Raw genomic sequence first — 12155 nt, 5'->3', positions numbered from 1 at the left:
CGCCGGACCTGACCCGCTCAGGTGCCGGCCAGGATCACCGGCTGGGCGGCCAGGTAGTAGCGGTCGTCCCCGGCGGTCGGGTCCACCGGCTCGGCGAGCCGTTCCACCGCGACGAAGCCGCTGGCGGCGTACGCGAACCCGGGCGACCAGGTGGTCGAGTCCCGCCCGTACGTGAACGGGAAACGGGACCGTTCCGCGCCGGTCGCCGCGTCGAGGGTGACCAGGTCACCTCCGGCGGTACGCAGGTGCACCCGGCCCGGTTGGGCGGCGATCAGCCGGGCCGGGCCGGTGTCGGACCAGCGCCACAACTCCCGCACCTCGTGACCGGCACTCCCAGGCTCGGCACCGGTACGCACCGAGCGGGCCACCAGCCCGGTCCCGCCCGGAGCCACCGCGACCTCGCCGACGAGTACGGCCGCCGGATCGTCCAGCGCCGGGGCCGGTACCGGACGACCGCCCTCGACCAGCCAGCCCCGGGTCACGCCCCCGGCGACGGTACGCAGCGCCCGGCAGCCGGAGCGGCCGGCGGCGCAGCCGACCGGGACGACCTCGACCGGCTGGCCCGACTCGTCGGGGCGCCAGCGCCCGGCGAGGGTACCGGTGGCGACGTCGTGGAACTCGACCTCCCGCGACCCGGCGCAGGTGTCCAGGACGGCGAACAGACCGTCGGCGGTGGTCAGCCCCTGCCCTGTCCCGGCTGCGGCCTCGTCGTCCGGACCGCCGTCCCGGCAGGCCGGATCGGCGGCGAGGCGCCAGAGTTCCCGGCCGGAGTCGAGGTCGATTCCACGCCGGTCGGCCGTTCCGCCGACCACCAGCACGGGCCGCCCCGCCGAACTGCGCGCGGTGTAGAGGCCGGTCGGGGCGTAGACGGTGGCGGCGCCGGTACGCCGGCCGAGGTAGCCGTGCCCCGGCCGGGGTCCGGTGGCGTGCCAGCGGACCGTGCCGCTGCTGGCCTCCAGCGCCACCAGTTCGCCGTCGGACCAGCGGGTCAGCACGGTCCCGCCGTCGGCCACCACTCCGGCCAACTGGGCCGGCCAGCGCCGGTACGACCAGTACGGCGTGCGTCGGGTCGGCGCGTCGACCGGCAGGTCGGCCCGGACCCCTCGGGTGGTGCCGTAGACCCGGATCCGGTCGTCGACGATCAGCGGTGCCGCGTTGAGGGTGCCGACCACACCGGGTCGGGCGGTCACCGGGGCCGGATAGTCGGCCCGGGCCGGGGTGCTCACCTCGGCCGGCGCCAGCACCCGGTGGACGATGACGGCGGACCCGACCACGAGCAGCACCGCCACCGCGATGGTGACCGCCGTCCGCGGCCAGTTCCGCGCGCCGTTCGGCGTTGCCATGCCCGGACACCTCCGCCGGAACCCTATCGGCCGCCGGCCGGCCGCCGCCTGGCAGGTACGTGATCCGGTACCCCGGCCGGCCGCGCCCGGCCAGCTCAGGCGGCTAGCACAGCTCGGGCGGCGCGGTGGCTCAAGCAGCGCCGGGTCGGCAGTTCGAACGGCTCAGGAGGCGGCGCGGGCAGCTCAAGCAGCGAGGGCGGCGCGGGTGACTCAAGCAGCGGGGGCGGGGCGGGTAGCTCAAGCGGCTCAGGGGGCAGCGCGGGTGGCTCAGGCAGCGCGGAGCGGGGGCTCAGGCGGCGACGGCGGGGTCGATCCGGCCGGGGACGGTGGCGGTGGCCAGGTCGGCCAGGTCCCGACGCAGCGTGCCCTCACCGGCCCGCGCGGCGAGCCCGCCGAAGATCACGGCCAGCAGCCGGCCGTACCGGGCGGTCGGTACGCCCTCGTGGTTGACCGTGACGACCGTGCGGCTCGGGCCGGCCCGTCGCGCCGCGCCCCGCCGACCCCGGCCCGGCCTCCGCGCCTGGACCGGCGAGAAGGTGTACGTCGTCAGGTAGTCCACCCCGTTGCCGGAGGAGCTGACCACGAGCCGGCGCGGCGGTACCGCCTCCAGGACCGTGAACTCCTCGATCGCCACGGTGCCGTCGGGTCCGCTACGGCTCTCCCGCCAGACGGTGCCGACACCGACCCCGGCCGTAACGCCGCACTCGCCGCGCCCCACCGAACCGTCCCGTCCTGCCGATCCGTTGTAGGGGAGCAGCTCGCCGTTTCGGGCGAGCACCTCGACCTCGTCGACCTGGCAGAGCCATCGGGGTCGCGCGGGCAGGTCGGTGAAGACCCGCCACAGCTCGTCGGCCGGTGCCTCGATCAGCCGGCTGAACGCCACGGTCGACATGGGCGCCTCCCCCCGTACCACGGTACGGCGCGGAGAGGGCGGGGCACAGCCCGGGCCGCCGCAGAGTGATCAGAACGTGACAGGGAGACGCGGGCGGGTGTCGACTCCCCGTGACCGCGCGGTTCCAGCGGTGTCCGGAACCGCGCGGTTGTCTCACTCAGCTTCCGAACGCGCCCGTCCTGGTCGCGGCCACGAACGCCGCCCAACTGCCCGGCTCGAACGACAGCACCGGGTCCGGGTCCTTCGAGTCACGCACGCCGACCACCCCGGGCAGGTTGTCGGCCACCTCGATGCAGAGTCCCTGGTCGTTGGAACGGCTGCTCTTTCGCCAGCGAGCAACTTCCGCGTTGAACATGTTCGTACCCTTTCAAGGTGAATCACACTTGATGACGGGTTTGTCACCGTCCGGGTAAGTCAACGCGTGATGAAGCGATCCTGTTACTCGCTCCGGCTGCTCAATCGCACACTTCGTCCGACCGGTCGGTACCGAACTGTCTGAACGCCGACTGGGCACCGGCTGTGCGTACGCTGGGCGGAACCAGAAGCTGCCGGTGCCGCACGCAGCGGAATCGCGGCCGGCGCCGAGGTCAGTCCGGGCGGGCCGGGGCGATCGTGCCGACCACCTCGCCCAGGCCGACCGTGGTGCCGTCCGGCCCGGGCGCGGTGGCGCCGATGGTGACCGTGTCGCCGTCCGCCAGGAAGGTCCGGGTCGAGCCGTCGGCGAGCAGTACCTTCTCGGCCCCGCCCCAGGTCAGTTCCAGGAACGAGCCGACCTGGTCGCGCCGGGGTCCGGAGACCGTGCCGGAGGCGTAGAGATCACCGGTACGCAGTGCCGCGCCGTTCACGGTCAGGTGCGCGAGCTGCTGGGCCGGCGTCCAGTACATCCCGGCGAACGGCGGCTCGCTGACCCGGGTGCCGTTCCAGTCCACCGTCAGCCGCAGGTCCAGCCCCAGGTGCGGTACGTCCCGCAGGTAGTCGAGCACCGCCGGCTCCTGCGCCGGCGCCGGCACCCAGGCGTCGGCCAGCGCCTCCAACGGCACCACCCAGGGCGAGATCGAGGTGCAGAACGATTTGCCGAGGAACGGCCCCAGCGGCTGGTACTCCCAGGCCTGGATGTCCCGGGCCGACCAGTCGTTGAGCAGCACCACCCCGAAGACGTGCGCGGCGAAGTCGTCGACCCCGACCCGCCCGCCCAGCGGCGACGGTACGCCGACCACGAAGCCGACCTCGGCCTCGATGTCCAGCCGGGTCGACGGCCCGTACACGGGGCCGTCCGGGGTGTTGCGCTGGCCCATCGGGCGGACCACCGGGGTACCGGAGGCCACCACCGTGCCGGCCCGACCGTGGTAGCCGACCGGCAGGTGCCGCCAGTTGGGCAGCAGCGACTGGCCGCCGGGGCGGAAGATCTGCCCGACGTTGCTGGCGTGGTGCTCGGAGGAGTAGAAGTCGACGTAGTCGCCGACCTCGAACGGCAGCACCAGTTCGACCTGGTCCAACGGGACCAGCAGCGGCTGCACCGCCGCCCGGTGCTCCTCGGCGGTCAGCAGTTCGACGATCCGGGTCCGGACGGTGGTCCACTGCGCCCGGCCGAGCGCCAGGAACGCGTTCAGCGTCGGCTGCCGCAGCGCGTCACCGGCCAGCACCAGCCCGGCCGCCTCCGCACCGTCGAGGTCCAGGACGAAGTCCCCGACCCGTACGCCGATCCGGGGCGACCGCCCCGCCGACCGGAAGACCCCGTACGGCAGGTTGTGCACCCCGTACGCCGATCCCGCCGCCTCCGCCACCCAGGTCACGCCATCTCCTCCACTGTCCCGGCCCGGGGCTGGTGTCCCGGCCCGAAGCTACTGTCCCGACCTGCGAGCTACTGTTCCGGCTCGAAGCCGCTGTCCCGACCTGCGAGCTACTGTTCCGGCTCGAAGCCGCCGTTCACCAGTCCCAGCCTGACCAGGTCGATCAGCGGCTCCATCACGCTGCACGAGCCGAAGCCGATCCAGAGTGGACGGTGCTCCTCCCGGCGGGACCTGGCCGCCTCGACCAGCGGCAGCGGGTCGGTCCCGGCCAGCGTCTCGGCCACCTCGGCGACCTCGGCACCGGCGCAGGCCACGGCGGTGCCGGCCAGGACGTTGACGAAGCCGTGGTGGGTGAAGCCGGTCTCCGGGTCGATGTGCCGGATGGCGTGGTGCAGCCCGGCGGTGAGCTTGAACGGCAGTTCCCGGTCCCGGCAGGCGCCGATCACGGCGGCCAGCTCGACCGGGGTGGGGAAGAGTTCGGCGGCCAGCCCGCCGGTGCGGAACTTGGCCGCGATCCGCTTGCCGGCGACCCGTTCGTCGGCCAGCCGGTCGAGCGCGCCGAGCAGCCCCCAGGTGAGCGGGATCTCGGCGTAGACGTCGGCGTCGTCCAAGTGGGCGGGCAGGCCGGCGAGGGCGGCGAGCCCGGGCAGCGGGTCCTCGCCGCGCTTGGCCACCGCCATCTCGACCTGCCGGATCCGGATCCGGGGGTCGGTGCGGTCGCGCAGCGGGTACAGCTCGGAGACGGGTACGTCGCCGATCACGCCGACGTCGATCTTCTCGTCTTCGGCGAGCAGGGCGGGCAGGTTGGGCAGCGCCGAGGCGGGCAGCAGCAGTGGGCCGACCAGCGGGGCGTACCAGGCGCCCCGGTGCCGGCGGTGCGCGGTGACCGCCTCGGGCAGCGTGGCGCTGCCGGGCGGGAAGACGGCGGCGTCGTCGACCAGCCCGGCGAAGAGCCGGGGCACCTGCGTTGACACGAACAGAGAACTTACGGGACGCTACGACTAGCGGACAACACCGTCCGATTATCGGACGTTCTCGGCCGGTGACTGGGACAAAAGGGAGGCGATCATGCCGTACTACCGCAGCGTCGGCGAGGTTCCCCGGAAGCGCCACACCCAGTTCCGGCAACCCGACGGCAGCCTCTACGCCGAGGAGTTGATGGGCCAGGAGGGCTTCTCCTCCGACTCGTCGCTGCTCTACCACCGCCACCTGCCGACCGCGATCGTGGCCGCCGAGGAGTTCACCCCGCCGGCCTGGCAGCGGGTACCGAACCTGCCGCTCAAGCCCCGGCACCTGCGTACCCACAAGCTCGACGGCGGCGCCGGCACCGACCCGATCCTCGGCCGGCAGCACCTGCTGGCAAACGACGACGTGCGGATCTCGTACGTCGTCGCCGACCAGCCCTCCCCGCTCTACCGCAACGCGACCGGCGACGAGTGCCTCTACGTCGAGTCCGGCGCCGCCCGGGTCGAGTCCAGCTTCGGCGTGCTCGGGGTGACCGCCGGCGACTACGTGGTCATCCCGACCTCGGTGGTGTACCGGATCGTGCCGGTCGCCCCGGAGCCGCTCCGGATGCTCGCCATCGAGGCGTCCGGGCACATCGGCCCGCCCAAGCGCTACCTCTCGGTACGCGGCCAGTTCCTCGAACACTCCCCCTACTGCGAGCGGGACGTACGCGGCCCGGAGGCGCCGCTGCTGGTCGAGGAGACCGACGTCGAGGTGTACGTCCAGCACCGCCGGGGCTGGACCCGGCACGTCTACGCCAACCACCCGTTCGACGTCGTCGGCTGGGACGGCCACCTCTACCCGTGGGCGTTCTCCATCCACGACTTCGAGCCGATCACCGGCCGGATCCACCAGCCCCCGCCGGTGCACCAGACCTTCCAGGGCCCGAACTTCGTGATCTGCTCCTTCGTACCCCGCAAGGTCGACTACCACCCGCTGGCGATTCCGGTGCCGTACAACCACCACAACGTCGACTCCGACGAGATGCTCTTCTACACCGGCGGCAACTACGAGGCGCGACGCGGCTCCGGCATCGAGCAGGGCTCGATCTCGCTGCACCCGGCCGGCTTCACGCACGGCCCGCAGCCCGGCGCCCCGGACCGGGCGATCGGCGCCGACCGCTTCGACGAGCTGGCCGTGATGGTCGACACGTTCCGCCCGCTCGACCTCTGCGGCCCCGCACTGTCCTGTGAGGACACCGGGTACGCCTGGACCTGGTCCGGCCGCACCACCGGCTGAGCCCCCAGCAGGGCGGCGGCCCCGTCACCGGCGTGCCTCGACCAGGGGCTGAAGCCTACGCTGGAAGGCCGTCTCGTCGATGCCCCTGGCCAGTTTCCGGTTGTAGCTCATCTGGTAGGGACAGTTGTCCTCGCCGCCCTGCCGCCCCGGCACGGTGAACTCGCTGACCAGTTTGCCGCTGCGCGCCTCCCGCACCGCCACCTGGTAGACGCTCTCGAACAGGTTGAAGGTGAACGGCCTGCCGCCGCCCAGTATGGCCCGTTCATTTGCATATTCGCAGATCACGTCCTGCCGCGAGTCCCGGGTCGCCTCGACGCGTACGCAGACGAGGAGTTGCACCTGGTCGAGGTTCCGGGCAGAGGTGCCCGGCTCGTACCGGGGTTCCCAGTCCCTGGGCAGCAGGATCTCGGCGTACTCCATCTCGCGTTCGTCGGAGTATCTGACCGTTGCCATCAGGTGCGGGCCCCGGCCGGAGAAGGGCCGGGAGGTGAGGTTGTAGACGTAGAGCTTCGGCGACCGGCACGGGTCGGCGGTGTCCGTGCTGCGGGTCTGCGTCGGGCCGGACGGCGCCGGAAGAGGTGGAAGTTGCCCGGAGGACGGCGGGCCGCCGGGCCGATCCGGCGGCCAGGTGCACGGCCCGGTCAACGCGACCGTGAACCGCCCGCTGTCCAGAGCCATCTCGACGAGCACCTCGGTGCCGTCGTCGTGCTTGGCGGTTATCTCCCGGACGTCGACGGGCGAGTCGACTCGCAACCGCTTGTCGTGTTCGGCAAGGCCCTCGCGGATCAGCCAGGTGTCCACGTCGTCGAGGTACTTCCCGGTCTTCTCACCGGCGGTGACCGTCAACTCGGCTCGTGGCCGGACACCCCAGCTCGGTCCGCCCTCGGGCAGATCGGCGCAGCCCACCCGTTGAGAGTGGCTCGGCGGGGTGGCCTGCGCGGGCGGCTCCAGCGCCCCGTCGACCGCGCGGGACAGGTGTTCGGTGAGCCGCTGCGCGAACTCCTGGGTGGTCACCTTGGGCGCTGGCGCATCCGGCCCGCTCTCGCCGGTGCACCCCGTGAGCGCCAACACCCCGCACACCGTCACACCGAGCCGGCGACGCCACCGCTGCGTCCACTGCTGCCGAGCCATCGCTCCCCCGATCTTTCGGTCGGCACGGGTCAGCCTAGAACAAACGGGATGTTCTGTCCCAGGCGCTACCTGTCGATCCCCGCCGTCCGGTATGGGTGATGCCGTCAGTCGCGGTCGGGTGACCAGCCGAAGAGCACCAGCAGCTCGGTCGCGGCGGTGGCGAGGATCGCCAGCACCAGCGGCCACGGGGTGCCGATGATCGCGTAGAGCATGATCAGGCATGGACCGGCGATCACCGCGTAGACGGCGAACGCCAGCATCCGGTCGGTGCGGATCAGTTCGGGCAGCCGCCCCCGGCCCAGGTTCGGCACCCGGCGGGCGAACCGCCAGACCAGGATGCCGCCGGTCACCGCCGCCAGCCCGGCCCAGACCCGGGACGACACCGGATTGCCCGCCGCCAGGCAGGCCACCAGCACCGAGACGACGATGGTGTAGCCGGCGCCGTACATCAGCAGTTGACGCAGCCCGACGCCGATCGCCCGAGCCCCGTCCCGACTGGTCGGGTCCAGTGCCGCCGCGTCCGCGAGATGTTCCAGCGCCTCCGCGTAGCGCCGCTGCTCCAGCCGGATCACTCCGATGTTGTGCTGGGCCGCCGCCAGCTCGGGGTCGAGCCGCAGCGCCTCCCGGTACGCCCGCTCGGCCAGGTCGAACATCTCCATCCGGGCCGCCACCAGGCCCAGCACCAGGTGCGCCTGCGGTTCCTCCGGCGCCAGCTCGACGGCCCGCCACGCGGCGTTCAACGCCTGCTGGCCGTTGCGCGACTCACCCAGGATCGCCGCAGCGCTGCGCTGGGCGTACGCGTCGTCCGGCCCGAGCGCCAGGATCTCGTCGGCCACCGCCGCCGCTTCCTTGAACCGGCGCAGGTCGGCCAGGGCATGTCCCCGGATCACCAGCGGGTGCACGAGTTCCGGGGCGACGGCCACCGCCGCGTCGGCCGCGCTCAACGCCTCCTCCGGCTTGTCGCCGGCGAGTCTGACCATGGCGAGCATGACCAGCGCACGCACATCCGACGGGTCGAGCGCGATCGCGAACCCGACTTCGGCGGCAGCTTCGTCGTACCGGCCGAGTTCGGCGAGCAGTTCGGCGCGCTGGACGTACCCTTCGGCGGAGGAGGACTGGTCGGAATCGGCGTCGCTGGACACGAGCCGAGCCTATCCGGCGCTGTCCCGTCGGAGGTCCACGCCCGACCCGCCGAACACCCCCTCCCCGGGCAGTTAACGATCGGCCGCCGGCCAGTTGACGGGCGACCCGCCGAACGCCCACTCCCCACCGGCGCGGATGCGCGGTACCGTAGACGGGACCAAGCCTGGCGCTCCCCCCGTGGCGTCAGGCTTGGTCCCTTAATGCCGCCGACACCTGGTCGGACGGCGTCCGCTCCCGAACCCGACTCGTCTTCCCCACGGTCGTAGCCGCGCGGGATCCCGTCAGCGGGACCCTTCCGAGGCCCGCACGCAGTAACCGCCCCTGCGTCGGCGCTGCCCATCTTCTGCCGACAGCAGCACCCAGTCCAGGGTGGAATCACCGGAACCGTTCAGCAGGCCCGACCGCAGGGCGGAACCGAGCGAGGTCGTTCCGTTCGGTACCGGAGAAACTAGTCCGGGGACGCGAGACTCATTCCCTTTTCGAACCGGCCACCTCCTCGTGCGCGGCCGGGCTCGCCACCCGGGCCGAGACAGTCAGCTCCGGCCGTCCGGCCTGGAGCAGGCCGGCGAGTTCGAGCAGTGTGTTCGCGCTGCCGTCCAGCGACTCGGGCCTCACATCGGTCGCGGCGCCCACCCCCGTCGTCGGCAACCTATCGAAGGTTACGATAGCCAGCTTTCGCCACGGCAGATCCGACGCACTGGACGGCGCGAAAACCGGAATGGCGCGAGACCTGCGGCCGGCTCAGGACCGCCGCTGGATCAGCGCAACGGCGATGCCGGCCAACCCCTCGCCCCGGCCGGTCAGGCCGAGCCCGTCCGTGGTGGTACCGGAGACGGTGACCGGGGCACCGACCGCCGCCGTCAGCGCCCGTTGCGCCTCGTCGCGGCGGGGACCGATCTTCGGGCGTACCCCGATGACCTGGATCGAGACGTTGCCGATCTCGAAGCCGGCGGCCCGGACCCGGCGGGCGGTCTCGGCCAGCAGCGTCACCCCGGCGGCACCGGCCCACTCCGGCTCGGCCACCCCGAAGTTGCTGCCGAGGTCGCCGAGGCCGGCGGCGGAGAGCAGCGCGTCGCAGGCGGCGTGTGCGGCGACGTCGCCGTCGGAGTGCCCGGCCAGCCCGTCCACACCGGGCCAGTGCAGGCCGGCCACCCAGCAGGCCCGGCCCGACTCGAACCCGTGCACGTCGGTACCGACACCGACCAGGGGAAGGATCACGTGCGAAAGCGTAGGCGATCAGTGGTGCCCGGCGAGCGGCACGGCGCTGAGCAGGTGCTCGGCCAGGGCCAGGTCGAACGGGCGGGTGATCTTCATGGCGTATTCGGAGCCGGGGACGCAGCTGACGGGTACCCCCAGTTTCTCGACCAGGCCCGCGTCGTCGGTGAGTGGATCCGCGGCGGCGGCGTGCGCGGCGGCCAGCACCGACCGCCGGAAGCCCTGCGGCGTCTGTACGGCCCGCAGCGCGGACCGGTCCACGGTGCCGAGCACCACCCCGGCGGCCGTGACCTCCTTGACCGTGTCGACCACCGGCAGCACCGGGATGACCGCGTCCTCGCCGCCCCGGACGGCCTCGGCGACCGACTCGAACAGCGTGGTCGGGGTGAGTGCCCGCGCCGCGTCGTGCACCAGGACGATCTCCGGGCCCGGCGGCACCGCCGCCAGCGCGGCGGCGACGGACTCCTGCCGGGTGGCTCCGCCGGTCACCACGGTCAGCTCGGCGATCGGGGCGAGCAGTTCGCGGACGGCTTCGGCGTCGCCGGGCGGTGCCGCCACCACGACGGTGTGCACGGGTCCGGCGGCGGCGATCCGGCGGACCGCGTGCACCAGCAGCGGCTCGCCGCCGATCCGGCGGAGCGCCTTCGGGCCGCCCGGCCCGAGTCGAACTCCGGCACCCGCAGCCGGAACGAGGACCGCGACGTCACCGCGCGGATTGAGCTGCGCGGTCACGTCGCGGTCCTCGGACTTTCTCGGGGTACGGCGTCGGCACTGGCGGAGCGTGCCAACATTGGGGGCTATGCCTCGGTGAGCACCTTGTCGAGAAGAGTTTCCGCTTCGTCCTTGGTGCTCTTTTCGGCGAGTGCGACCTCGCCGACCAGGATGTCACGGGCCTTGGCGAGCATGCGCTTCTCACCCGCCGACAGGCCCCGCTCCCGCTCCCGGCGCCAGAGGTCGCGAACAACCTCAGCCACCTTGAGAGGGTTACCGGAGGCCAGCTTCTCCAGATTTGCCTTGTAACGCCGCGACCAGTTGGTCGGCTCCTCGGTGTGCGGGGCACGGAGGACATCGAAGACCTTGCCCAGGCCCTCTTCGCCAACCACTTCGCGCACGCCCACGATCTCGGCATTCTCGGCGGGCACCCGGACCGTCAGATCACCCTGAGCGACCCTGAGGACGAGGTACTGCTTGGGCTCGCCCTTGATGACCCGAGTCTCGATTGCCTCGATGAGTGCGGCCCCGTGGTGGGGGTAAACAACGGTCTCGCCGACACTGAAAACCATAGGTTCGAAACCCCTTTCGCTGTGTCTAGGGTAACACGCTCAGGCACCGATGTCCCACCGCAGTCCTGACCGTTAGCGCAGCTCAGAGGCCCTGTGAGAGGTCTTTCTTCGGCTTGACAAGGCAGTGATCCGTAGATTTAGGCACGCTGCGTGACACACGGATCACCGGCCGACAAGGCGGATCGGAAAAATCGGATGTAGGGCGTTGCGGTCCTCCTAGCATATCTCTTCCGCACCCGCCCCCGCCGCCCACTGGCGGTACGACCTCCGGTGGGGGAGGCTGGAGCGGAACCCGCTTCACACCTCAGGTGAGCAGCCAGGGGGTGCCATGAGCACATCGGCGGACAACGACGGCCGGCCGGACAACGGCCCGTTCGACGGCGTGCCCGACCTGCCTCCCGAGTGGGGTCGGATCGTGATTCCGGACGATCCCGCCGAACTGGCCGCCGAAGCCGCCGAGCTCCGCCGCGAACTGCGGTCACAGGCCCGCCGCGAGGGGTGGCGCCGACGCCTCGGACTCCCCTCGGCCAGCTCCGGCCCGTCGCCGCTGCGACTCTCCCTGTTGATCATGTCGATCGCCCTGCTGGCCACCCTGACCAGTCTCTTCGCGATCACCTGGCCCGGCCCGCACCGCCCGTCCGCGACCGGCCGGAGCTCCCCGGGCAACCCGGGCAGCCCACCCGGGCGGTCGCTGCCCGCCCTCGACCTGGTGGGCGAGGACGGCCGGGTCGTCCCGTTGCGCGGACTACTGCCCGCAGTGATCATGCTGATCGACGGCTGCACCTGCGGCGACGAGCTCGACGCCGCCGTCCGGGCCGTACCGCCGGGCGTGGCCGTGGTGGCCGTCAGCACCCGCCGGACCGTACCGAGCGCCCGGACCATGCCGCCGCCGGGCGGTGGGATGCCGCGCTTCCTGACCGACCCGACCTCCGAGCTGCGGACCGCGCTGCACCTGGGCGCCGGGCGGGGAGCGCCGGCCGTCGTACTGGCCGGCCGGTCGGGCCAGCTTCTGCGTACCGTGCCGGAGTCGACCTCGCCGGCCGACTACCAGGCCGACCTGCCCCGCCTGCTGACCGCCGCCTGACACCCACGCCGGCAACCCGCCGCTCGGCGG

The 12155-nt window shown here is 72.4% G+C and carries 13 protein-coding genes; 2 read left to right on the top strand and 11 right to left on the bottom strand.

Translation table 11 applies throughout. The features are described from left to right. Positions 1-17 precede the first annotated feature (17 nt). The 5 genes from Pen02_RS01050 to Pen02_RS01030 all read right to left on the bottom strand — a co-directional run bounded on the left by Pen02_RS01050 (position 18) and on the right by Pen02_RS01030 (position 4999). Positions 18-1343, bottom strand: coding sequence for an outer membrane protein assembly factor BamB family protein (locus Pen02_RS01050; RefSeq protein ID WP_203863967.1), 1326 nt, complete (start codon positions 1341-1343; stop codon positions 18-20). A 289-nt stretch (positions 1344-1632) separates the two neighbouring features. Beyond that, on the bottom strand, positions 1633-2235 hold the full coding sequence (locus Pen02_RS01045) for an SRPBCC family protein (protein ID WP_203863966.1): 603 nt from the start codon (positions 2233-2235) through the stop codon (positions 1633-1635). A gap of 157 nt (positions 2236-2392) precedes the next feature. Next, entirely contained in the window at positions 2393-2590 is a 198-nt protein-coding gene (locus Pen02_RS01040) for a DUF397 domain-containing protein (RefSeq protein ID WP_203863965.1), read from the bottom strand. 232 nt (positions 2591-2822) lie between these two features. Further along, positions 2823-4028: a fumarylacetoacetase gene (fahA, locus tag Pen02_RS01035; RefSeq protein WP_203863964.1), complete on the bottom strand. Its 1206-nt coding sequence runs from the start codon at positions 4026-4028 to the stop codon at positions 2823-2825. 107 nt (positions 4029-4135) lie between these two features. Continuing rightward, complete coding sequence (locus Pen02_RS01030; protein ID WP_203863963.1) at positions 4136-4999, bottom strand: hypothetical protein; 864 nt, start codon at positions 4997-4999, stop codon at positions 4136-4138. A 94-nt stretch (positions 5000-5093) separates the two neighbouring features. On the opposite strand from Pen02_RS01030, the gene Pen02_RS01025 reads away from it, so the two are divergent. Then, complete coding sequence (locus Pen02_RS01025) at positions 5094-6269, top strand: homogentisate 1,2-dioxygenase (RefSeq protein ID WP_203863962.1); 1176 nt, start codon at positions 5094-5096, stop codon at positions 6267-6269. A 24-nt stretch (positions 6270-6293) separates the two neighbouring features. Here Pen02_RS01025 and Pen02_RS01020 read toward each other — a convergent pair whose 3' ends face one another. The 6 genes from Pen02_RS01020 to Pen02_RS00995 all read right to left on the bottom strand — a co-directional run bounded on the left by Pen02_RS01020 (position 6294) and on the right by Pen02_RS00995 (position 11041). Further along, positions 6294-7400 carry a hypothetical protein gene (locus Pen02_RS01020; RefSeq protein ID WP_203863961.1) on the bottom strand — a complete coding sequence of 369 codons (1107 nt, stop codon included), beginning with the start codon at positions 7398-7400 and terminating at the stop codon, positions 6294-6296. A gap of 104 nt (positions 7401-7504) precedes the next feature. Further along, positions 7505-8542, bottom strand: a complete 1038-nt coding sequence (locus Pen02_RS01015; RefSeq protein WP_203863960.1) for a tetratricopeptide repeat protein — start codon at positions 8540-8542, stop codon at positions 7505-7507. Positions 8543-9011: 469 nt separating this feature from the next. After that, the gene (locus tag Pen02_RS01010) at positions 9012-9191 is read right to left on the bottom strand and encodes a hypothetical protein (protein ID WP_203863959.1); all 180 of its coding nucleotides are present in this window, start codon (positions 9189-9191) and stop codon (positions 9012-9014) included. A gap of 93 nt (positions 9192-9284) precedes the next feature. Further along, on the bottom strand, positions 9285-9761 hold the full coding sequence (gene ispF, locus Pen02_RS01005) for a 2-C-methyl-D-erythritol 2,4-cyclodiphosphate synthase (protein WP_203863958.1): 477 nt from the start codon (positions 9759-9761) through the stop codon (positions 9285-9287). Between the two features lie 18 nt (positions 9762-9779). After that, positions 9780-10490 carry a 2-C-methyl-D-erythritol 4-phosphate cytidylyltransferase gene (ispD, locus tag Pen02_RS01000; RefSeq protein WP_203863957.1) on the bottom strand — a complete coding sequence of 237 codons (711 nt, stop codon included), beginning with the start codon at positions 10488-10490 and terminating at the stop codon, positions 9780-9782. Between the two features lie 65 nt (positions 10491-10555). Next, positions 10556-11041, bottom strand: coding sequence for a CarD family transcriptional regulator (locus Pen02_RS00995; protein ID WP_007073334.1), 486 nt, complete (start codon positions 11039-11041; stop codon positions 10556-10558). A 328-nt stretch (positions 11042-11369) separates the two neighbouring features. Here Pen02_RS00995 and Pen02_RS00990 point away from each other — a divergent pair, with 328 nt between their 5' ends. Further along, on the top strand, positions 11370-12125 hold the full coding sequence (locus Pen02_RS00990; RefSeq protein ID WP_203863956.1) for a hypothetical protein: 756 nt from the start codon (positions 11370-11372) through the stop codon (positions 12123-12125). Positions 12126-12155 lie beyond the last annotated feature (30 nt).

This window comes from Plantactinospora endophytica (assembly GCF_016862915.1).
GTDB lineage: Bacteria > Actinomycetota > Actinomycetes > Mycobacteriales > Micromonosporaceae > Plantactinospora > Plantactinospora endophytica.
Note: the sequence above shows the minus strand (reverse complement) of the source record. Positions and strands in the feature narration are given on the sequence as shown.

What these genes read in the sequence shown, in the direction of transcription:
- Pen02_RS01050 (WP_203863967.1), bottom strand. Translation starts at nt 1,343, where the DNA reads ATGGCAACGCCGAACGGCGCGCGGAACTGGCCGCGGACGGCGGTCACC.
- Pen02_RS01045 (WP_203863966.1), bottom strand. Translation starts at nt 2,235, where the DNA reads ATGTCGACCGTGGCGTTCAGCCGGCTGATCGAGGCACCGGCCGACGAG.
- Pen02_RS01040 (WP_203863965.1), bottom strand. Translation starts at nt 2,590, where the DNA reads ATGTTCAACGCGGAAGTTGCTCGCTGGCGAAAGAGCAGCCGTTCCAAC.
- Pen02_RS01025 (WP_203863962.1), top strand. Translation starts at nt 5,094, where the DNA reads ATGCCGTACTACCGCAGCGTCGGCGAGGTTCCCCGGAAGCGCCACACC.
- Pen02_RS01020 (WP_203863961.1), bottom strand. Translation starts at nt 7,400, where the DNA reads ATGGCTCGGCAGCAGTGGACGCAGCGGTGGCGTCGCCGGCTCGGTGTG.
- Pen02_RS00995 (WP_007073334.1), bottom strand. Translation starts at nt 11,041, where the DNA reads ATGGTTTTCAGTGTCGGCGAGACCGTTGTTTACCCCCACCACGGGGCC.
- Pen02_RS00990 (WP_203863956.1), top strand. Translation starts at nt 11,370, where the DNA reads ATGAGCACATCGGCGGACAACGACGGCCGGCCGGACAACGGCCCGTTC.